Raw genomic sequence first — 20,141 nt, 5'->3', positions numbered from 1 at the left:
CGGGGGCGCCGGGCGGCGCCCCCGCTGCGGGGTCCGTCAGGCTCCGTCGGGGTCCGCCCGGTTCAGGGCGGGCTTCGGGGCGGGGCCGGCCGTCATCAGGTAGTCGGCGGCCGAGGTGTCCGTGACCAGGCTGGTGACCAGGCCGGAGCGCAGCACCGCGTCGATCGCCGGCGCCTTGCGCTGCCCGCCCGCGATGGCCACCACCTCGGGGATGCGGCGCAGCTGGTCGGCCTTGACGGTGATGCACCGCTCCCCCAGGTCCCGTCCGATGCGGCGGCCCTCGGCGTCGAAGAGGTGCGCGGACATCTCCGCGGCCACGCCCAGCGAGGCGTAGTGGGCGCGCTCCTCCTCGCTGAGCATGTCGTGCACGGTGGAGATGCCCGGCTCCCAGGAGCCGATGGACACGCAGGCCACCGTGACCTTGTCGAAGTACTCGAAGGCGCGGGCGATGCCGGTCTGGTTGCGCAGCGCCGCGGCGGTGGCCGCGTCCGGCAGCAGCATCGGCGCGTAGATGGGGTGCGCGTCGCCGCCGGAGACCTGCGCGGCGCGGCGGACGGCCTCGACCGAGCCCCGCTCGGCGGTGCCGGCGTCGTACACGCCGGTCAGCTGTACGACGGTGCACGGCGGCAGCCGGTCCAGGGCCGCCGCCATGTGGATGGTGGAACGGCCCCAGGCCAGGCCCAGGACGTCCCCTTCGGTGACGAGCTCGCCGAGCAGGTCGGCGGCGACCTCGCCGAGGTTCTCCGGGTCGGGGGTCTCCTCGGCGTCGGCCGGGGACTCCACGACGACGGCGTGCCTCAGGCCGTAGCGGGCGCGCAAGGCGTCGGAGCGCTCGGCGTCCAGCTCGGCCGGCACACGGATCTCGATGCGGACGAGGTCCCGTTCGAGAGCGGTCTCCAGGACCCGGGCCACCTTGAACCGGCTGACCCCGAACTCCTCGGCGATCTGGATCTTGGATTTGCCCTCGAGGTAGAAACGGCGGGCCATGGCCGCCGCCTGAACCAGCTCAGCGGGTCCCATCCGCACTGCTGACCGGCCCGCTGACATACCCGACACGGCGCTCTCCTCACTGCACTGCTGTTCACACTCTGGATTCGCCGTTCATCCTTGCAGATCCGGCGCACTCGATCAGCCCTGTGGAGGACCGTTCACGATGCTGATGCCCCGCCTTCGCTTCGCGGACCCCCGTGGGCGCAGGCCCAGGCCGCCCTGGAGGTGGCCGCCTCGGCACTGGCGCGCAGGGCACGGACCGCCTCCGCCGGGTCGTCGGCGCCGTAGACGGCCGAACCGGCCACGAAGACGTCGGCGCCGGCCTCCGCGCAGCGCTCGACGGTGGCGGCGGAGACCCCGCCGTCGACCTGGAGCCACAGCGACAGGCCGTGCTTGGCGATCAGCTCTCGGGTGCGGCGGATCTTGGGCAGCATGATGTCGAGGAACGCCTGCCCGCCGAAGCCGGGCTCCACCGTCATGATCAGGATCATGTCCAGCTCGGGGAGCAGGTCCTCGAACGGCTCGACGGGCGTGGCGGGCTTGAGCGCCATGGAGGCCCGGGCGCCCTTGGCGCGGATCTCGCGGGCCAGGCGGACCGGGGCGGCGGCGGCCTCGGCGTGGAAGGTGACCGAGGAGGCGCCCGCCTCGACGTACTGCGGGGCCCAGCGGTCGGGGTCCTCGATCATCAGGTGGCAGTCCAGCGGGGTGTCCGTGGCCCGCGCCAGGGATTCCACGACCGGCACGCCGAGGGTGAGGTTGGGGACGAAGTGGTTGTCCATCACGTCGACGTGGAGCCAGTCGGCGCCTTCGACCGCCTTCGCCTCGTCGGCGAGACGCGCGAAGTCCGCGGACAGGATGCTGGGGTTGATCTGCACGGCCATGCCCTCAAGCCTGCCATGCCGCGAGGCCCGGCCGGAACGCGGTCCGGGGTGCACGGGCCGACGCCCGGATCGGGGCCGTGGGACGTCGCTGTCCGGCACCGGCGAGGTGCGGGTGCGCGGCGTCCCCGGCGGGCGGCCAGCCGCCGTGGGGTGACCTACGCCGGTACGCCGCGCGGCCGGTCCGTGCGGTCCGGTCCCGCGCGGCGGCACGGCGGCGTCAGACGCTCGGGTTCCTCGAGCCGGTGGCGCGCGGCAGCGCCGGGTGCACGGGGGCCGTCGGCCGCTCCCGCACGGCGGCCGTGCCGGTGGCCGGGCCCGTCAGCCGGTCCTGCGCAGCAGCGCCAGGTACATCGCGTCCGTGCCGTGCAGGTGCGGCCACAGCTGCACGTCCGGGCCGTCGCCCAGCTCCGGTACGCCGTCGAGGAGCGGACGGGCGTCGAGGAGGTCCGCCTCGGGCATCTTCTTCAGCACGTCGGAGACGACGGCGCGGGTCTCGGCGAGGTGGGGCGAGCAGGTGGCGTAGGCGACGACTCCGCCGACGCGGACCGACTCCAGGGCGGTGCGCAGCAGGTCGCGCTGGAGCGGGGCGAAGCCGTCCAGGTCCTCCGGGCGTCGCCGCCACCGTGCCTCGGGGCGCCGGCGCAGGGCGCCGAGACCGGTGCAGGGCACGTCGACGAGCACCCGGTCGAAGCTGCCGGGCCGCCAGGCCGGGCGGGTGCCGTCGGCGGTGACGACCTGGTACGGGCCCGGGTTTCCGGCCAGGGCCTTGGCGACCAGCCCGGCGCGGTGCGGCTGCTTCTCGGAGGCGACCAGCGCGGCCCCGCGCTCGGCGGCCAGCGCGGCCAGCAGGGCCGCCTTGCCGCCCGGTCCGGCGCACGCGTCGAGCCAGCGCTCGTCCGGCCCGTCCAGCGGTGCGCCGGCCAGGGCGAGCGCGACCAGCTGGCTGCCCTCGTCCTGGACTCCGGCCCGGCCCTCCCGCACGGCCGGAACGGCTCCCGGTTCACCGCCCTCGGTGAGCCGCACGGCGTAGGGCGACCAGCGGCCGGGCACCGCGGACCGCTCGCGCAGCAGTTCCTCGGTGCTCGCCCGTCCGGGCCGGGCGACCAGAGTGACCTCGGGGCGTTCGTTGTCGGCGCGGAGCAGTTCCTCGATGCCGGCGCGTCCGCCGCCCAGGGAGTCCCACAGCGCGGAGACGACCCAGCGCGGGTGGGAGTGGACGACGGCCAGGTGCTCCTCGGGGTCCTCGTCCCAGGGCGGAGCGACCCGCTCCAGCCAGCCGTCGAGGTCGTCCCGGGCCACCTTGCGCAGCACGGCGTTGACGAACTTCGCCCGCCCGTCGCCGAGGACGACCCGGGCCAGCTCGACGGTGGCGGAGACGGCGGCGTGGCTGGGGATGCGGGTGCCGAGCAGCTGGTGGACGCCGAGGCCGAGCACGTCCAGGACCGGCGGGTCGACCTCCCTGAGCGGACGGTCCACGCAGGCGGCGATGATCGCGTCGTAGGTGCCCTGGCGGCGCAGGGTGCCGTAGACCAGCTCGGTGGCGAGCGCGGCGTCCCGCGCGTCGAACTGGTCCGGCCCCTCCTTCTCGCGTGCCGCGCGCAGCAGCGGCGGCAGGACGAGATTGGCGTACGCGTCGCGTTCGTCCACGGCGCGCAGCGCCTCGAAGGCGAGGAGGCGGACGGGGTCCTTCTTGGGCCGCCGGTAGGGCTTGGCTGGCCTGCGGGGCCGACGGGGGGTGTCGCTCACGAAAAAGGTGCTCCGGTCGTGGTGCGGGGGCGCCGGCCGGAAAGCCGTGCGCCGGTCGGGTGCGCGGGCGGTGCGCCGGACAGGGACGCGCGGGGCAGCAGCGGGTCCGCCGGGGCGTGCGCGGTGCGTACGGTGTCGTGGTCTGCCGCCGGTGATGCCGTTTCGCAGCGGACGAGGACCCCGACCGAGGCGCCTCACGAGCCGCGCGGGCCGCCCCACGGAGCCGCGGGTGCCGCTCCGCCGTCCTCCGCGCAGTCGCGCTCCGGGCGGCCGGTCACCGCGCCCCCAGCCTACGTCGCCCGCCGCTGGGCCGGTGGGCCGGTGCGCCGGTCAGCTGCCGAGGGTCTCGCCCGGCGCGATGCGCACCCCGCGCGCCCAGTCCGCGGCCCGCATCGGCTTCTTGCCCTGTGCCTGCACCCACAGCAGCTCGACGGCGTGCGAGCCGGTGCCGGCGTACACGTTGTTCTTGCCCGCGGCGAGCGCGCCCGGGGCGAGGTCCGTGCGCTCGGGGACCAGGGCGACCTGGATCAGCTTGAGCCGCTCCCCGCGGAACGTGGTCCAGGCGCCGGGGGCCGGGGTGCAGCCGCGCACCACGCGGTCCACGCGCAGCGCCGGGGCCTGCCAGTCGATCCGGGCGTCCTCGACGGTGATCTTCGGGGCGAGGGTGATGCCCTCGGCCGGCTGCGGCACGGCCTTCAGGGTGCCGTCCTCGATGCCGTCCATGGTGGCGGCGAGCAGCCCGGCACCGGCCAGCGCGAGCCGGGTGAGCAGGTCGCCGCTGGTGTCGGTGGGCCGGACGGGCTCGGTGATCGTGCCGTAGACCGGTCCGGAGTCCAGACCCTCCTCGATGAGGAAGGTGGACGCGCCGGTGATCTCGTCGCCCGCCATGATCGCGTGCTGCACGGGCGCGGCGCCGCGCCAGGCCGGCAGCAGGGAGAAGTGCAGGTTCACCCAGCCGTGCCGGGGGATGTCCAGGACCGTGCGCGGCAGCAGGGCGCCGTAGGCGACGACCGGGCAGCAGTCGGGGGCGATCTGCTTCAGCCGCTCCACGAACCCCGGATCGCGGGGCCGCTCCGGCTTGAGCACCTCGATGCCGGCCTCCTCGGCCCGCTCGGCGACCGGGCTGGCGACCAGCCGGCGTCCGCGTCCGGCGGGCGCGTCGGGACGGGTGACGACGGCCGCGACCTCGTGCCGGTCGGAGGCGAGCAGGGCGTCCAGAGCGGGAACGGCGACCTCGGGGGTACCGGCGAAGACGAGCTTCATGGGCGGGTGCGGGCCTCTCGGTCGGGGGCGGGTGGGCAGGCGGCCCACCAGTTTATGACCTTGGACGGCGCGGAGCGGCAGCCGGACTCCCGCACGCCCCGCGCACGGGAACACGGCGCAGTCGCGTGTCGCGGAAGCACAGCGCACGCCCGGCCCGCGAGGGGGCGTACGGATCGGCGTCCACGCCCCGCACCGTGACCAGCGACACGTCACGGACGTTGGTCAAGACAGAGTTGACCCCGTGGGCCGCTCGCGCGGCCCGCTTCCTTTCCACGCCGGTTCGAGAGGCTTGTTCATGGCCGACCACTCAACCCACGACGCCCAGGCCCGGGCCAGCCTGCACTTGCTGGTGCGGGACATCGAGCGGGTCCGCCGGCAGGTGGACGCCCTGCGCACGCTCACCGCGCAGCTGGGCAACGTCTACCGCCCGCGCCGCACCGGCCCCTCCACGGGCTTCGTCGTCTACGGACGCGCCCCCGCCCCGACCGTCCGTCTCGCCCAGGAACTCCGCGACAGCGTCGAGACCCTGGTCACGGCCGCCGTGGACTTCGACCGCTCGCTCGGCTTCTCCTGGGACGCCGTGGGCTCGGCGCTCGGCGTCACCAAGCAGGCGGTCCACCGCCGGTACGGTTCGCGGCGCGCCGCCGCGCAGGCGGCCGCGGAGGCCGAGCGCCGTACGGAGCCGTCGGGCACCCGGACGGTCAACGTCGGCGGCGTGCCGGTGGTGCCCGCGGCTCGCTCCATGCCGGCGCAGCCGACGGCGGGCAGCCCGGCGCTGCGCGAGGAGTCCCGGGCCACTCCGCTGCCCGGTCCCCGCAACGGCTGACGTCCGGCCTCGGTCCGGCAGCGATACGCCGCCGGACCGTCCCCGGACGCCTGCGTCCTCCTCCTGGTCCGGCGCACAAGCACACCGTCGGTCTTCCACGGCCCCGCACCCGGCGCTCTTCCGGCACGCCCGGAAGAGCGCCGATGGCCGACGCGTGGGCGGACGGCACTGCGGCTCCGCATCAGCCGAAGTCCAGCAGGTCCCGCCGGTGTCCAGCGAAGCCGGCCCGGCGCCCGGCGGACAAACTCAGCCGATGTCCGGCGGGTCGATCCGCACCCACACCGGCTCGCCGTTCCCCCGCGCCATGCGTGCCGCCTGCGCCGTCTTCAGCGCGGCGGCGAGCGCGGCGCCGCGGCCCGGCGGCACCCGGACCAGTGCGCGCTCCCAGTGCTCCCCGGGTGGCGGCGCGCCCGGCCGCCGGGGCCGCCCGGGCGGAGTGACCGGCAACGGCACCGGTCCCAGCACCTCGGCCTCGGCGGGCAGCTCCACCGCACGCAGGAACTCCGCGACCGCCGCGGGCGGGCCGGTCACGGCCGCCATCCGGGACACCGGCGGGAACCCGAGTTCGGCCCGCTCGGCGAGTTCACGCATCGCGTGGCCGACCGGATCCCAGCGGACCAGCGCCTGCACAGGCCGCAGGGTGGGCTCGGCCACGACCACGACCGTGCCGCCCTCCGCCTGCGGCCGCACCAGCGCCGCCGCCGCGATCCAGCGGCGCAGCGCGTCCTCGCCCGCCCGCAGGTCGGGCCGGCTCAGCATGGCCCAGCCGTCCAGGAGCAGCGCCGCCGCGTATCCCCCCTCCGCGACCGGTTCGGCGCCGGGTGTGCTCACCACCAGCGCGGGCGACGCCGGCACCGTGTCCAGGACGTGCTCACGTCCCGAGGTGCGCACCGGAACCGTGGGAAAGGCCCGCCCCAGTTCCTCGGCCGTGCGCCGGGCACCGACGACCTGGGCGCGCAGCCGGAACGCACCGCACTCCGGGCAGTGCCACGCGGACTCCTCCCGGCCGCACCAGCCGCAGCGCAGCACCGAGGCGTCCTGCCCCTGCAGCGGCCCCTGGCAGTGACGGCAGCGGGCCGGAGCCCGGCACTGGGCGCACGCCATCCGCGGCACATATCCGCGCCGGGGCACCTGCACCAGCACCGGGCCGTGCCGCAGTCCGTCCCGGGCCACCTGCCAGGCCGCCGAGGGCAGCCGTGCCGCGCGGGCCGCCTCGTCCCGCGCCAGATCGGCGTCGCCGACGGTACGCACCAGGGGCGCCGCCCGCCGGACCTGTTCCCGGTGCGCCACCAGGGGGCGGGCCCAGCCGCTGTCGACGAGCTGCGCGGCCTCCACGGTGCAGCTCCGGCTGCCGAGCAGAAACGCGCACCGGTCCTGAGCGGCCCGCAGCAGCAGCACGTCCCGGGCGTGCGGCTGAGGAGCGTGCTGCTCGCTGTGGCTGTCGTCCCCGTCGTCCCAGACGGCGACCAGGCCCAGGTCGCGCACCGGCGCGAACATCGCGGCCCGGGTGCCGACGACGGCTCGCACCGAACCCCGGCGCACCGCGAGCCACTGCCGGTACCGCCGCTCGGGGCCGGCGTCCGCGGTGAGCAGCGCATGCCGGCCCTCGCCGAGGAGCGCGGTGAGCGCGGTGTCCACCCGGGCCGCGGCCCGGCCGTCGGGCACGACGACGAGCGCGCCGCGGCCGGAGGCGAGGGTCGCGGCGACGGCGACGGCCAGTTCCTCGCTCCACCCGGGGCCGGGCAGCGCGGTCCACACGGCTCGCGGAGTGCCCCCGGAGGCCAGTGAGGCGATGAAGGAGCTGCCGTGCTCGTACCGGGACCAGGAGCCCGCGTCCGGGGCGGGCGGTGGAGGCAGCGCAGGAGGCGACGGCTGCTGTTCGGCCCGGGCGCTGCGCGGCGGGACGGCGAGCTGCAGCACGTCGGCGACACTGCCCGCGTACCGGTCGGCGACCGCCCTGGCCAGCCGCAGCAGCTCCTCGCTGAGCACGGGCTCCGGCGAGACGACCTGGGCGAGGGCGGCCAGCGGCCCGTTGTAGTCCGACTCGGCGAGCCGCTCGATCAGGAATCCGTCGACGAGTCCCCCGCCCTCCCGGCGCCCCTCGCGCACCCGGTGCCGCCCGGCCCCGAACCGCACTCGCACCCGTACGCCGGGCTGGGCGTCGGCGTCCAGGTCCGCGGGCACGGCGTAGTCGAAGTACCGGTCGAGGTGGAGCACGCCCTTGTCGACGAGCACCCGCGCGACGGGCAGCCGCTCGGCCAGCGCCGCACCCCGCCAGGTGCGCGGCTTGGCACGGGGCGCCTTCGCCTTGCGCACGCTCTCCCGGATGAGCGCGAGCTGCTCCGGCGGCGCCCCCGCGCCGTTGCCCGCCTTGTTCTCGCTGCTCACGCTTGCATTCTTACCAAAGGCCACCGACAACGGACGCCTGCCGGAATCCGGCACCGGCCGCCTGCGGCGCCGGGACGATCACCGCGTCCGGCGGCGCAAGACCGCAGGATCGGACATTCGCCCCCGCAATCCGGCCGTCGGCGCCGCCCCGGGCATACGCGCCGGCCCCGCGGTACAGGCAGCCGAACTGGAAACGGGAAACGCCGCCGATCGCTTGTCCCGGGCACGATCTCCGGCCGACGCTGGTCGTGCAGAAGGGACACATGAGGGGCCCGGCGGGTCCGGCACATGAGGGGGGTCAGTGCTGCACGAGCCAGCCGTGTTCGGCGCGGAGTTACGCCGTCTGCGCATCAGAGCCGGTCTCACGCTGTCGCAGTTCGCTGCCGCTGTTCACTACAGCAAGAGTCAACTGAGCAAGATCGAGAACGGGCTGAGGCGTCCCACACCGGAGTTCGCCCGCCTGTGCGACGCAGTGCTCGGCACCGGCGGAACACTGGCCCGCCTGGTACCGGCCGTGAAGGACCGCCGAGGCGCACGGACACCGGCCGACCGGCCAAAGACGCCCGGGCGGCGTCGTACGGCGGCCGGAGTCCTCCGGTCGTACGACGACGGACGGCCGACCAGGCGCCAGGTCATGGCCGTGGGCGCGGCGTCGGTGCTGGCCGTAGCGCCTCTCGACGACAGGATCGCCGCCCACGTCCCGGGCCTCGGGTCGGCGGATCCTGATCCGGGTCCGGATCCGGTGGCGACGTACCGGGACCTCTTCACCCAGTTCCGCCGCGTGGGACAGCTGTCCCCGCCGCACACGCTGCTGCCCGTGCTCGCCGAGCAGACGCGGTGTCTGCGCGACCTGTCGGACCACTGCGCGGGCCGCACGAAGTCCGGCCTGCTGAACCTCGCCGCCCGCCACGCGGAGTTCGCCGGCTGGATGGCCCAGGAGTCGGGCGACGACGAGGCCGCCCTCGACTGGACCGAGCATGCCGTGCGACTCGCCGACGCGGCCGGGGACCGCGTCCTGTCCGCCTACGCGCTCACCCGCCGCGCACTGATCAGCTACTACGCCGGCGACGCCACGGAGACGATTTCCCTGGCATCCGGGGCGCTGTCTCCCCGCGTACCCGCCCGCATCCGCGGATTCGCCGCGCAGCACGTGGGCCAGGGACACGCACTGGCGGGAGACCACACCGCATGCCTGCGGCACCTGGAACAGGCCCGGTGTCTGCTGGAGTCCGAAGCCCCCGACCCGGACACCCCTCGGCTCGGACCCAGCAACCTCGACGATCCCATCACCATGATCACCGGGTGGTGTCTGCTCGATCTGGGACGTCCACGCCAGGCGGCTGAGCTGCTCGACGCCTGCTGCGAACGCCTGCCGCCGCACGCGCTGCGCACCCGGGCCCGGTACGGCATCCGCCGTGCACTCGCCCACGCCCGCGCCGGCGAGGTGGAGCACGCCTGCTCTCTCGCCCGCGAGCTGCTGCCCGCCGTGCGCGCGGCCGACTCGGCCACGATCCGGCTCGACCTGCGGCGCCTGGCGCGCACGCTCGCACGCTTCCGCTCCGTCCCCGCCGTGGCGTCGCTCTCGCCCGACCTGACGGCCGCACTGCATCCGACCGTGCAGTGAGTGCTCCCCGGCGCCGTCCACGACGCCTCCCTCGCCATCGACCGACCACTCACGCGGAGTCCTGTCATGTACGAGATCTTCATCAACTACCGCACCGGCGACGGGGACCATCTCGCCGCCACCCTGGACGAGGCACTGCGCCACCGCTTCGGTGACGATGCCGTCTTCCGGGACGGACGGTCGATCCCGGCGGGCGCGGAGTACCCCCATGAGCTGCTGACCCGCCTGCGTCGCAGCGAGGTGGTGCTCGCCGTCATCGGTCCGCGCTGGGCGACGGCCGACGAGCTGCGGCAGGAGGACGACTGGGTGCGGCTGGAGCTCGTGGAAGCCCGGGAGTGCCGCATCCCCGTCGTCCCCGTGCTCAGTGACCCCTCGGTGCGCTGGCTGCGCCGGGAGCAGCTCCCGCCCGAACTCGGCTGGCTGGCGGAGCTCCAGGCCCTGCGCTACACCCCCTACCGTTCGGCGCAGGACCTGGCGGTCATCGGGGACGAGCTGCTCGACCTCGTTCCCGTGCTCGACCAGGGCGGGGGCCGTCCGGCGCACGAGGCCGCCCCGCACACGAGCAACGCGACGACCGGGGGACGGCACGGCACGGTCGTGCAGGGCCGCGACTTCTCCGGGGACGTCGCCGGGGCGATCTACAAGGGCAACACGGGCGCTTTCAACACCGGTCCGGGCGACCAGTACGTCAACGCCCCGCGGTTGACCGGAGACGGTGCGACCTATGTGGCGGGGGACAACCACGGAGGCGTCCGGCACGTCTTCGAGCGCGGCCGGGACAGCGGGCGTGACGGGACCGCCCGGTGAGCACCTTCCACAACTGGTTCGACGGGGCCCCGGGAAGCGTCTACAACACAGGGTCCGGCCCCCAGTTCATCCACCAGTACTACGGCAGCGGTCCGGAGCATCGCGCGTCCCGTTCCCGGCCCCTGGCCGACGATCTGCTCGCCGACCTGCGTCGGCGCTTCGAGCCTCCTCACGGCTTCGCCGAGGCCCGCCAGGTGCTCGAACAGTCCCGCACCGTGCTGATCGACGGTGAGCCGGGGAGCGGCCGGAGCACCGCGGCCCGCATGCTGCTGTTCGAGCACCGGGCCCTGCGGGACAGCCTGCGCGAGGTTCTGGCCGAGGACGACGAGGGCAACGTCCGGCTCGCGACACGTCCGCTCCCGGAACCCGAGGGGCTGTTGCTGGACCTGTCGGAGGCCGACCTCGCGACCTGGCGCGTCGTCCACGACGGCCTCCCCGGTCTGCACGCCTCGGTCCGCACCAGCGGTTCCCGGCTGGCGGTCGTCCTGCCGGCCCGCCTGCCGGCCCGTGCTCTGCACGCGGATCTCGCCCCGCTCAGGGTGGCGATCGGCCGGCCGGACGCCCGGCTGGTGCTCCTCGGTGCGCTCCGTCAGGCCGGACTGCGGGACGTGCGCGATCTGCCGGACGACATCGAGCGCCATCTGGAGAAACAGCCACCCCTGCGCGAGGTCGCCCACCTGGCCCGGCTCATCCGCGAGGAGGCGGCCGCCGGACGGCGGGAGAAGTTCGCCGACTGGTGCCGAGCCGCGCTGGAAGCCCTCAACCGGAGCCCAAAAGACGTGGCCGACCATGTGGGCAAGCTGCAGGACGGCCGGCGTAGGGCACTGCTGCTGACCGCGGCGATGCTCCGCGGTGCCCGGGCCGACGCGGTGCACGAGGCCTGCGAGTCGCTGCTGGAGACCGTCGGCCATCCGGTGGACGACCGTCCTCTTCTGGAGCGCGAGGCCCTGTCCGCGCAGCTGGAGGAGATCGGGGCGGCCGCCGGCCGGGACGGCAGGGTCGCCTTCACCGAGACGGACTACGACGTCCCGGTCCGCGCGTACTTCTGGACCAACATGCCGGGTCTGCGGGCGCACCTGGGCGAATGGGTGGGCACGGCCGTCGCCCTGCGCACGCTCACGGAAGACGACCGGGTTCTGCTGGCCGAGCGCTATGCCGAACAGGTACTCGGCGCGGACACCCCGGAGGATCTTCTGCAGCGTGCCCGGCACTGGGCCGGTCACGCGGATCCCTCCGTCCGGAAGGCGGCCGTCCATGCCCTGGCCTACGGCGCCCTCCACCCGGACCACGGCCGGGCGGTGCGCAAGGAGCTGTACGCCTGGGCCACGTCCGCCTCGCCGGCGCCCGCGCTCGCCGAGGTCCTGACCGCGGTGTGCTCGGGAGACCTCGCCTCGCGCCACCCGGAGCAGGCCATGGTGCGACTGCACCATGTGGCCCGTCGTATGCCGGCCGGCCCCCCGGCGGAGACCCGTCTGATCGAGCTGGCCCTCGGCGACCACCTGCTCCACCGCCGGATGCTGGAACGCCTGCCAGGAGGGCTGGCCGACCGCTGCGAGACGGACGTCCGCCTCTTCGCCGCGCTGGCGTCTCCGCACCGCCTGGCCTTCTCGTCCGCGGATCCGACCGCCCGCACGCTGCCCGTCGGCACGGAAGTCGCCGGCAGCCTCACGGACTGCTGGGCCGCGCTGTTCGAGCACGTGCCCGGAACCCACTGGCACGGCCTGCTGCACGCGTGGTTGTCGGCCGCGGACCAGGCGACCCCCGACGACCGCGCGCGCCTCGTCGACATCCTCGTGGGCGCCTGCCGGAAGCAGCCTGTCCGTCTCGCGGTGCTCTACCGGCGGGCACTGCCGCACCGAGTGGCTCCCCTCGTCCAGCAGAAGATCGACGCCGCCCAGGGCCGTCTTCGCACACGCATCTGATCGTCGCAGGAGACACGTCATGCACCCCGGCCACAGGGCCGTGACGGGCTTCGTCACGGTCATCCTCGCTCTGCTCGTCCTCATCGTCGGCCTGGCGGCACAGTGGCCGCTGTGGGCCTGGCCCGTGGCAGCCGCCGTCCTCGGTGCCGGAACCACCGCCTCGCTCGTCTGGGAGCGCCGCCACCGGCCGCTCATCCCTCCGGAGTTCCTGGATGAACCGGATCGACCCATTCCACCGGTCGACCGGTGGGAGTGCGTCGTCCGGGACGTCGCTCTGCCCTCGCACTGGGACGACTACGACTTCCTGTTCTCGGCGACCGTCCGCTGGGTGCCGCAGCATCCGGCCTCCGACCCGCTCGTCGTCAACGCCGGCGCACTGGCGGTGGACGCGGTGCTGCAACGCGCCCGGCAGGTCACCGAACGCTTCGAGCCGCACCGCTGCTCACTGGTCCAGCACCGCCTCCACGCAGAGCTGGCGACGATGCTGCCGGACGCCGGCGGCCTGGTGACGGCCATGGCCGAGAACGTGCGGCTGCGGCTGGACGACGCGGACCGTGAGCGCCTGGCGAAGCTGGCCACCGTGCGCAAGGACGAGGCGGTCTGGGAGCACGAGCGCAAATACGAGCAGAACAAGCGCGCCTACCTGGGCGAGGACGTCCTGAAGACCCCCGGCAGCGCGGTGGTGTGGTGGCTGGCGAAGAACGACGAGCAGGTCGACAAGACCGTCGCGGACATCGGGCTGCTCGCGGAGCTGGCCTCGGCCGCGCACGACCAGCCCGTTCCGGCGGACTTCCGCCGCTTCGTCCCGGGGCTCGCCGCGCAGCCGCCCGCCCCGGAGCCGGAGGAGGAGCGCGAGCCGGCACAGGACCGCGCGGCACCGCGGACGCCCGACGAACGGGTGGATCAGCTGCTGGAGTCCATCGGCATCACGGAGGACGATCCGCGTTTCGCGCTCTTCATCGGACGACTGGCCGAAGACGTCAAGCTGGCCGGGGAGACGGAGATGGCCGAAGCACTGGAGCACCGGCACGCACGCCTCGCACGCGAGAACGGCGCACCGGACGGCTCCGGCCCCGACGCAGCACCCGCCGATGGCGGCGACGGTCCCGACGAGGCACAGCAACCGGGCGACCAGCACCCCTGACCGACCGGACGACCGAACAGGTACGGCACGGGCCCGGCCCCGCACCGCGGAGCCGGGCCCGGCGACGCTCGGTCGGGCTGCTGCCTACAGACCCGCGGCCTTGCGCAGCGCGTCCACGCGGTCGGTGCGCTCCCAGGTGAAGTCGGGCAGCTCGCGGCCGAAGTGGCCGTAGGCGGCGGTCTGGGCGTAGATCGGGCGGAGCAGGTCGAGGTCGCGGATGATGGCGGCCGGACGGAGGTCGAAGACCTCCTCGATGGCCTGCTCGATCTTCTCGTGGTCGACCTTGGCGGTGCCGAAGGTCTCGACGAACAGGCCGACCGGCTCGGCCTTGCCGATGGCGTAGGCGACCTGGACCTCGCAGCGGGAGGCCAGGCCCGCTGCGACCACGTTCTTGGCGACCCAGCGCATCGCGTAGGCGGCGGAGCGGTCGACCTTGGACGGGTCCTTGCCGGAGAAGGCGCCGCCGCCGTGGCGGGCCATGCCGCCGTAGGTGTCGATGATGATCTTGCGGCCGGTCAGGCCCGCGTCGCCCATCGGGCCGCCGATCTCGAACCGGCCGGTGGGGTTGACCAGCAGGCGGTAGTCGTCGGTGTCCAGCTTGATGCCCTCGTCGACCAGGGCCTTCAGCTCGGGCTCGACGACGAACTCGCGGATGTCGGGGGCCAGCAGCGAGTCCAGATCGATGTCGCTGGCGTGCTGCGAGGAGACGACGACGGTGTCGAGGCGGACCGCCTTGTCGCCGTCGTACTCGATGGTGACCTGGGTCTTGCCGTCCGGGCGCAGGTAGGGGATGGTGCCGTTCTTGCGCACGTCCGACAGGCGCTTGGCCAGCCGGTGCGCCAGGAAGATCGGCAGCGGCATCAGGGTGGGCGTCTCGTCCGAGGCGTAGCCGAACATCAGGCCCTGGTCGCCGGCGCCCTGCCGGTCCAGCTCGTCGTCGTCGCCCTCGACCCGGGCCTCGTAGGCCGCGTCCACGCCCTGCGCGATGTCCGGGGACTGCGCGCCGATGGAGACGGACACGCCGCAGGAGGCGCCGTCGAAGCCCTTCTTGGAGGAGTCGTAGCCGATCTCGAGGATCTTGTTGCGGACCAGGGTCGCGATGTCCGCGTACGCCTTGGTCGTGACCTCGCCGGCCACGTGCACCAGGCCGGTGGTGATCAGCGTTTCGACAGCGACCCGCGAAGTGGGGTCCTCGCGCAGAAGCGCGTCGAGAATGGTGTCGCTGATCTGGTCAGCGATCTTGTCGGGGTGACCCTCGGTCACGGACTCCGAGGTGAACAGGCGACGGGACACAACGCTCCCTGGGGTTGCAGCGGCTGCTGGCTGATCATTGACGGTCGGCACGGGGCTGCACCCGGCGCCGACCGTGGACAGTTTATCGGTCGACTTCCGCCACGGGCCCACCTGTCTCGCCTCTCGGGAGCTCTGTGACCTGCGGCACGGGCATTCTGCCCGATGGCCGCCGGTCATGAACACCTCTGAACAAGCCGCCCGAGTGATCCTCGGGCCGGGCACGAGCTCAGCTCAGCCGGGCGGCGACCAGGTCCCACACGGTGTCGGCCAGGGCCTCCTTCGGCCCGTGCGGGACCGGGGTCTCGGTGCCGTCGGCGGCCAGAACGACGGCCTCGGTGTCCTCGGCGCCGAAGGTCTTGCGCTCCCCGACCTCGTTGACCACCAGCAGGTCACAGCCCTTGCGGGCGAGCTTGGCGCGGCCGTTGGCCAGGACGTCGTCGGTCTCGGCGGCGAAGCCGACGATCACCTGGCCGGGCCGCGCCCGGTCGGCCGATATCTCGGCCAGCACGTCCGGGTTGCGCACCAGCACGACGGGCTCGGGATCCTGGCCGTCCTTCTTCTTGATTTTTCCGGTCGCATAGGCCGCGGGCCGGAAATCGGCGACGGCGGCGGCCATGACCACCGCGTCGGCGTCGGCGGCGGCCTTGAGCACGGCCTCGCGCAGCTGGACGGCCGTGCCGACCGGGACGACGTCGACACCGGCCGGGTCGGGCAGGTGGGAGGTGTTGGCGGCGACCAGGGTGACGCGGGCGCCGCGGGCCGCCGCGGTGCGCGCCAGGGCGTATCCCTGCTTGCCGGAGGAGCGGTTGCCGAGGAAGCGGACCGGGTCGAGGGGTTCCCGGGTGCCGCCGGCGCTGACCACGACGTGCCGGCCGGCCAGGTCGGGCTCGCGGACGCCGCGGGCCAGGACGCGGCGGCACGCCTCGAAGATCTCGGCCGGGTCGGGCAGGCGGCCCTTGCCGCTGTCGGCGCCGGTGAGGCGGCCGACGGCGGGTTCGAGGACGACGGCGCCGCGGCGGCGCAGCGTCGCCACGTTCTCCTGGGTCGCCGGGTGCTCCCACATCTCGGTGTGCATGGCCGGGGCGAAGACCACCGGGCAGCGGGCGGTGAGCAGGGTGTTGGTCAGCAGGTCGTCGGCGAGGCCGTGCGCGGCCTTGGCGAGCATGTCGGCCGTGGCGGGAGCCACGACCACCAGGTCGGCCTGCTGGCCGATGCGGACGTGCGGCACCTCGTGGACGCCGTCCCAGACCTCGGTGGCCACGGGGTGGCCGGACAGGGCGGACCAGGTGGCGGCGCCGACGAAGTGCAGCGCGGAGGCCGTCGGGACGACCCGTACGTCGTGCCCGGACTCGGTCAGCCGGCGCAGCAGCTCGCACGCCTTGTACGCGGCGATGCCGCCGCTCACTCCCAGAACGACCTTCGGCTTGTCCACCGTCACTCCCCGATGCGGCCCGGGTGCGCCCGGTGCGGCGCACGTCTTCTATGACACACCACAGGCCCGGCAGTCGTGATGCCGGGCCTGTGGATGGAACCTTGTAGCGGTCTGCCGGTACGACCGGCTCGGGACGCCTCGGGCGGGCCGATGCGTCCTCAGCGGCTCACTGGCCGGAGCCCTCGACGGACTCGGAGGTCAGCAGACCGGCGTTGATCTCACGCAGGGCGATGGACAGCGGCTTCTCGTGGACGTGGGTGTCGACGAGCGGACCGACGTACTCCAGGAGGCCCTCGCCGAGCTGCGAGTAGTACGCGTTGATCTGACGGGCGCGCTTGGCCGCGTAGATCACGAGGCTGTACTTCGAGTCGGTGGCCTCGAGAAGCTCGTCGATCGGCGGGTTGATGATGCCCTCGGGCGCGGAGATGGAAGAGGACACGCTCTACCTTCCGATGGATGGGAAAAAATCAGTCGGTGTGGTCGGCGGGGCCGTCACGGCGACCGTCACGATCACGCAACACCCATCAAGGCTAGCAGCTCACGCGCCACGTCCTCGACGGAGGTGTTGACCAGGGTCTGGTCGAACTCGGGTTCGGCCGCCAGCTCGGTGCGGGCCGCCTCCAGCCGCCGTTCGATGACCTCGGGAGGCTCGGTCCCCCGCCCGGTGAGCCGGCGGACCAGCTCGTCCCAGGACGGCGGGGCCAGGAAGACGAGCCGGCTCTCCGGCATCGTCTCGCGCACCTGGCGAGCGCCCTGGAGGTCGATCTCCAGCAGCACCGGCACGCCGGCCTCGAGGTGTTCCAGGACGGCCGCTCGCGGGGTGCCGTAGCGGTTGCCGGCGAACTCGGCCCACTCCAGCAGCTCCCCGTTGGCGATCATCTTGTCCATCTCCTCGTCGGTGACGAAGAAGTAGTGGACGCCGTGCTCCTCGCCGGGGCGGGGCTTGCGGGTCGTCGCGGACACCGAGAGCCAGACCTCGGGGTGTTCCTTGCGCATGTGGGCGACGACCGTGCTCTTGCCGACCCCTGAGGGGCCGGAGAGCACGGTCAGTCGCGGACGTGCGTCCGGGGGCACGGGGGACGCCCCCCGGGGTGTTCCAGCCATGCAGCGATTATTCCAGCAATCCCGGGGTGCCCGGCACTCGAGGTCCGGGCACCCTCGGGTCAGGCCGGGAACGGCGCGTCGTCCGCCCGGAGGGCGGGCCGAGCGGCCGGCCCGACTCAGGAACCGGTGCCGCCGAACTCGCGCTCCAGGGAAGCGATCTGGTTGGAGCCGAGGCCGCGCACACGACGGCTCTCGGAGATGCCGAGCCGCTCCATGATCTGCTTGGCGCGGACCTTGCCCACGCCCGGCAGGGACTCGAGAAGGGCGGACACCTTCATCTTGCCGATGACGTCGTTCTCCTGGCCCTGCTTGATGACCTCGTGCAGGGAGGCGCCGGAGTGCTTGAGTCGATTCTTGACCTCGGCCCGCTCCCGGCGAGCCGCGGCGGCCTTTTCGAGCGCGGCTGCGCGCTGTTCAGGGGTAAGGGGCGGAAGAGCCACGCCTACGTCACCTCGGATGTCGAACTGTCGGATACGGACCGGTGAGGAACCTAGTAGCCCCACACCTGGGGAGCCACGAGCAACACGCTCGCCCGTCCTCCCCCACGGCTTGCAGGGCCTGGGAGGCGTCCCCACTCGACGGAGACTAGCGGTCGAGGGCGCCGGAGTCAGCGAGAACAGCGGAAAAGTCCTGGTCAGCCTCAGTCACGGACGGACATTCGGGACATATCACCCTGTATTTGAAATGGTGTCCGGACTCCGGAGCGCCTCGGACCGCCACGGAAGGCTCAGCCGGACCCCACGGCCGCACGGATCTCGTCCGCGTACCGCGCGGCCGCGTCCCGCAGCCCGGCGACGTCGGGACCGTGACGAAGAACACCCCGGCTGACGTTCGGCACGACGTTGCGCACCGCGGCGCCGAAGACCGCCGGCAGGTCCGCCGCCCGGGCGCCCTGGGCGCCGATCCCGGGCGCGAGCAGCGGCCCGCCCATGTCCAGGTCGTAGGAGGACAGGTCGCCGAGGGTGGCCCCCACCACGGCGCCGAAGGAGCCGAGCGGCTGCTCACCGGCGTTCTCGGCGGCCAGGTGGGCGAGGACGGTCGCGCCGACGGTGCGGCCGTCGGGGCGCACGGCGTGCTGCACCTCGGCGCCCTCCGGGTTGGAGGTCAGCGCCAGCACGAACAGGCCCGCGCCGTGCTCCCGCGCCAGCTCCACGGCGGGCTCGAGCGAGCCGTAGCCGAGGTAGGGCGAGACGGTCAGCGCGTCGGAGAACAGCGGCGCGTCGCGGTGCAGGTAGGACGCGGCGTAGGCGGCCATGGTGGAGCCGATGTCGCCGCGCTTGGCGTCCATGACCACCAGGGCGCCGGCCGCACGCGCCTCGCGCACGGTCCGCTCCAGCACGGCCACGCCCCGGGAGCCGAACCGCTCGAAGAAGGCGCTCTGCGGTTTGAGGACGGCGACCCGGTCGGCCACCGCCTCCACGACGGTGCGGCTGAAGCGCTCCAGGCCGTCCGCGTCGTCGTTCAGGCCCCACTCGGCGAGCAGGGCGGCGTGCGGGTCGATGCCGACGCACAGCGGCCCGCGCTCGTCCATGGCGCGGCGCAGCCGGGCGCCGAAGGGCTCCGGTCGGCTCATGCGTGCGTGTTCCTCACATCGGCGCCGACCGCGTCGGCGAGCGTGGCGTACGGGCTGGTGCGCAGGCGCGCGGCGAGCCCCTTGTGGATGCTGCGGGCCCAGAAGGGTCCCTGGTAGATGAAGGCGCTGTAGCCCTGGACGAGGGTGGCACCGGCCAGGATGCGCTGCCAGGCGTCCTCGGCGGTCTCGATGCCGCCCACGCCGATCAGGGTGACGCGGTCGCCCACACGGGCGTACAGGCGGCGCAGGACCTCCGAAGAGCGTTCCTTGAGCGGGGCGCCGGACAGCCCGCCGGTCTCCTTCACCAGGGCGGGCGCCGACCGCAGGCCGAGTCCCTCGCGGGCGATGGTGGTGTTGGTGGCGATGATGCCGTCCAGGCCGAGTTCCACGGCCAGGTCGGCGACCGCGTCCACGTCCTCGTCGGCGAGGTCGGGGGCGATCTTGACGAGCAGCGGGACGCGACGGCCGGGCACGACCCGGTCGGCGGCCTCGCGCACGGCGGTGAGCAGCGGGCGAAGCGCCTCGGTGGCCTGGAGGTTGCGCAGGCCGGGGGTGTTCGGGGAGGAGACGTTGACGACCAGGTAGTCGGCGTGAGGCGCGAGGCGCTCGGCGGACTTCACGTAGTCGGCGACGGCCTCCTCCTCGGGGACGACCTTGGTCTTGCCGATGTTGACGCCGACGACGGTCCGGAACACCGGGGTGCGGGAGGCCAGGCGGGCGGCGACGGCCAGCGAGCCGTCGTTGTTGAAGCCCATGCGGTTGATCAGCGCGCGGTCCGGGACGAGCCGGAACAGGCGCTTGCGCGGGTTGCCGGGCTGCGGCTCGCCGGTGACGGTGCCGATCTCGACGTGGTCGAAGCCCAGCATCGACAGCCCGTCGATCGCGACGGCGTTCTTGTCGAAGCCGGCGGCGAGCCCGAAGGGGCTGTGCATGCGCAGCCCCAGGGCCTCGGTGCGCAGTTCCTCGTACCGGGGCGCGAGGGCGGCAGCGAGGAAGGTGCGCAGGACGGGGATGCGGGCGGCCAGGCGGATCCAGCCGACGGCGAGGTGGTGGGCCCGTTCGGGGTCCATCCGCCGGAAGACCAGACGGAAGAAGAGTGCGTACATCTCGGGTGAGTCAGTCCTCGGGGTCCTCATGGCGAGGGGGAC

17 protein-coding genes and 1 pseudogene are annotated in these 20,141 nt (G+C 73.8%); 6 read left to right on the top strand and 12 right to left on the bottom strand.

Translation table 11 applies throughout. The annotated features are described in order from the left end of the window. Positions 1-36 precede the first annotated feature (36 nt). The 4 genes from OG899_RS22580 to fmt all read right to left on the bottom strand — a co-directional run bounded on the left by OG899_RS22580 (position 37) and on the right by fmt (position 4,880). Positions 37-1,020 (bottom strand): sugar-binding transcriptional regulator, encoded by a 984-nt coding sequence (locus OG899_RS22580; RefSeq protein WP_229813820.1) that lies wholly within the window; start codon positions 1,018-1,020, stop codon positions 37-39. Between the two features lie 128 nt (positions 1,021-1,148). Then, positions 1,149-1,871 carry a ribulose-phosphate 3-epimerase gene (gene rpe / locus OG899_RS22575; protein ID WP_125496075.1) on the bottom strand — a complete coding sequence of 241 codons (723 nt, stop codon included), beginning with the start codon at positions 1,869-1,871 and terminating at the stop codon, positions 1,149-1,151. A gap of 318 nt (positions 1,872-2,189) precedes the next feature. Then, a complete protein-coding gene (locus OG899_RS22570; RefSeq protein WP_125496076.1) occupies positions 2,190-3,617 on the bottom strand; it encodes an RsmB/NOP family class I SAM-dependent RNA methyltransferase in 1,428 nt (475 codons plus the stop codon). A 330-nt stretch (positions 3,618-3,947) separates the two neighbouring features. Then, positions 3,948-4,880: a methionyl-tRNA formyltransferase gene (gene fmt, locus OG899_RS22565; RefSeq protein WP_125496077.1), complete on the bottom strand. Its 933-nt coding sequence runs from the start codon at positions 4,878-4,880 to the stop codon at positions 3,948-3,950. Positions 4,881-5,175: 295 nt separating this feature from the next. Between fmt and OG899_RS22560 the strand changes: the two genes are divergently transcribed. After that, a complete protein-coding gene (locus tag OG899_RS22560; protein WP_125496078.1) occupies positions 5,176-5,706 on the top strand; it encodes a hypothetical protein in 531 nt (176 codons plus the stop codon). A 246-nt stretch (positions 5,707-5,952) separates the two neighbouring features. Here OG899_RS22560 and OG899_RS22555 read toward each other — a convergent pair whose 3' ends face one another. Beyond that, positions 5,953-8,094 carry a primosomal protein N' gene (locus tag OG899_RS22555; protein WP_125496079.1) on the bottom strand — a complete coding sequence of 714 codons (2,142 nt, stop codon included), beginning with the start codon at positions 8,092-8,094 and terminating at the stop codon, positions 5,953-5,955. Between the two features lie 301 nt (positions 8,095-8,395). Between OG899_RS22555 and OG899_RS22550 the strand changes: the two are divergent. The 5 genes and pseudogenes from OG899_RS22550 to OG899_RS22530 all read left to right on the top strand — a co-directional run. Continuing rightward, positions 8,396-8,536 (top strand): annotated as a pseudogene (locus tag OG899_RS22550) (helix-turn-helix domain-containing protein); the annotation flags it as partial. Between the two features lie 192 nt (positions 8,537-8,728). After that, a complete protein-coding gene (locus OG899_RS22545; protein ID WP_306467619.1) occupies positions 8,729-9,718 on the top strand; it encodes a hypothetical protein in 990 nt (329 codons plus the stop codon). Positions 9,719-9,784: 66 nt separating this feature from the next. Beyond that, on the top strand, positions 9,785-10,525 hold the full coding sequence (locus OG899_RS22540; RefSeq protein ID WP_125496081.1) for a toll/interleukin-1 receptor domain-containing protein: 741 nt from the start codon (positions 9,785-9,787) through the stop codon (positions 10,523-10,525). Next, complete coding sequence (locus tag OG899_RS22535; RefSeq protein ID WP_406311125.1) at positions 10,522-12,447, top strand: hypothetical protein; 1,926 nt, start codon at positions 10,522-10,524, stop codon at positions 12,445-12,447. Before OG899_RS22540 ends, OG899_RS22535 begins: the two co-directional genes overlap by 4 nt. Positions 12,448-12,466: 19 nt before the next feature. Then, positions 12,467-13,591, top strand: a complete 1,125-nt coding sequence (locus OG899_RS22530; protein WP_168130719.1) for a hypothetical protein — start codon at positions 12,467-12,469, stop codon at positions 13,589-13,591. An 84-nt stretch (positions 13,592-13,675) separates the two neighbouring features. Here the strand turns inward: OG899_RS22530 and metK are convergent, their stop codons facing one another. The 7 genes from metK to OG899_RS22495 all read right to left on the bottom strand — a co-directional run bounded on the left by metK (position 13,676) and on the right by OG899_RS22495 (position 20,099). Continuing rightward, complete coding sequence (gene metK / locus OG899_RS22525) at positions 13,676-14,884, bottom strand: methionine adenosyltransferase (protein WP_125496084.1); 1,209 nt, start codon at positions 14,882-14,884, stop codon at positions 13,676-13,678. A 226-nt stretch (positions 14,885-15,110) separates the two neighbouring features. Then, positions 15,111-16,316, bottom strand: coding sequence for a bifunctional phosphopantothenoylcysteine decarboxylase/phosphopantothenate--cysteine ligase CoaBC (gene coaBC / locus OG899_RS22520; protein WP_168130720.1), 1,206 nt, complete (start codon positions 16,314-16,316; stop codon positions 15,111-15,113). A 166-nt stretch (positions 16,317-16,482) separates the two neighbouring features. Beyond that, positions 16,483-16,755: a DNA-directed RNA polymerase subunit omega gene (gene rpoZ, locus OG899_RS22515; protein WP_125496086.1), complete on the bottom strand. Its 273-nt coding sequence runs from the start codon at positions 16,753-16,755 to the stop codon at positions 16,483-16,485. A gap of 71 nt (positions 16,756-16,826) precedes the next feature. Then, positions 16,827-17,420 carry a guanylate kinase gene (gmk, locus tag OG899_RS22510; RefSeq protein ID WP_125496087.1) on the bottom strand — a complete coding sequence of 198 codons (594 nt, stop codon included), beginning with the start codon at positions 17,418-17,420 and terminating at the stop codon, positions 16,827-16,829. A 116-nt stretch (positions 17,421-17,536) separates the two neighbouring features. Continuing rightward, complete coding sequence (locus OG899_RS22505) at positions 17,537-17,860, bottom strand: integration host factor (RefSeq protein ID WP_125496088.1); 324 nt, start codon at positions 17,858-17,860, stop codon at positions 17,537-17,539. A gap of 287 nt (positions 17,861-18,147) precedes the next feature. Then, positions 18,148-18,993, bottom strand: a complete 846-nt coding sequence (gene pyrF, locus OG899_RS22500) for an orotidine-5'-phosphate decarboxylase (RefSeq protein WP_168130721.1) — start codon at positions 18,991-18,993, stop codon at positions 18,148-18,150. Then, positions 18,990-20,099 (bottom strand): quinone-dependent dihydroorotate dehydrogenase, encoded by a 1,110-nt coding sequence (locus OG899_RS22495; RefSeq protein ID WP_125496090.1) that lies wholly within the window; start codon positions 20,097-20,099, stop codon positions 18,990-18,992. Before OG899_RS22495 ends, pyrF begins: the two co-directional genes overlap by 4 nt. Positions 20,100-20,141: the final 42 nt, after the last annotated feature.

The sequence above is a fragment of the Streptomyces thermoviolaceus genome (genome assembly GCF_045209695.1).
GTDB lineage: Bacteria > Actinomycetota > Actinomycetes > Streptomycetales > Streptomycetaceae > Streptomyces > Streptomyces thermoviolaceus.
The sequence above is the reverse complement of the archived record's forward strand: the minus strand, read 5'-3'. Positions and strand labels throughout refer to the sequence as shown.

Coding starts and splice junctions, on each gene's coding strand:
- fmt (WP_125496077.1), bottom strand. CDS start 4,880: ATGAAGCTCGTCTTCGCCGGTACCCCCGAGGTCGCCGTTCCCGCTCTG.
- pyrF (WP_168130721.1), bottom strand. CDS start 18,993: ATGAGCCGACCGGAGCCCTTCGGCGCCCGGCTGCGCCGCGCCATGGAC.
- OG899_RS22560 (WP_125496078.1), top strand. CDS start 5,176: ATGGCCGACCACTCAACCCACGACGCCCAGGCCCGGGCCAGCCTGCAC.
- OG899_RS22540 (WP_125496081.1), top strand. CDS start 9,785: ATGTACGAGATCTTCATCAACTACCGCACCGGCGACGGGGACCATCTC.
- OG899_RS22545 (WP_306467619.1), top strand. CDS start 8,729: ATGGCCGTGGGCGCGGCGTCGGTGCTGGCCGTAGCGCCTCTCGACGAC.
- gmk (WP_125496087.1), bottom strand. CDS start 17,420: ATGGCTGGAACACCCCGGGGGGCGTCCCCCGTGCCCCCGGACGCACGT.
- OG899_RS22580 (WP_229813820.1), bottom strand. CDS start 1,020: ATGGGACCCGCTGAGCTGGTTCAGGCGGCGGCCATGGCCCGCCGTTTC.
- rpe (WP_125496075.1), bottom strand. CDS start 1,871: ATGGCCGTGCAGATCAACCCCAGCATCCTGTCCGCGGACTTCGCGCGT.
- OG899_RS22530 (WP_168130719.1), top strand. CDS start 12,467: ATGCACCCCGGCCACAGGGCCGTGACGGGCTTCGTCACGGTCATCCTC.
- OG899_RS22495 (WP_125496090.1), bottom strand. CDS start 20,099: ATGTACGCACTCTTCTTCCGTCTGGTCTTCCGGCGGATGGACCCCGAA.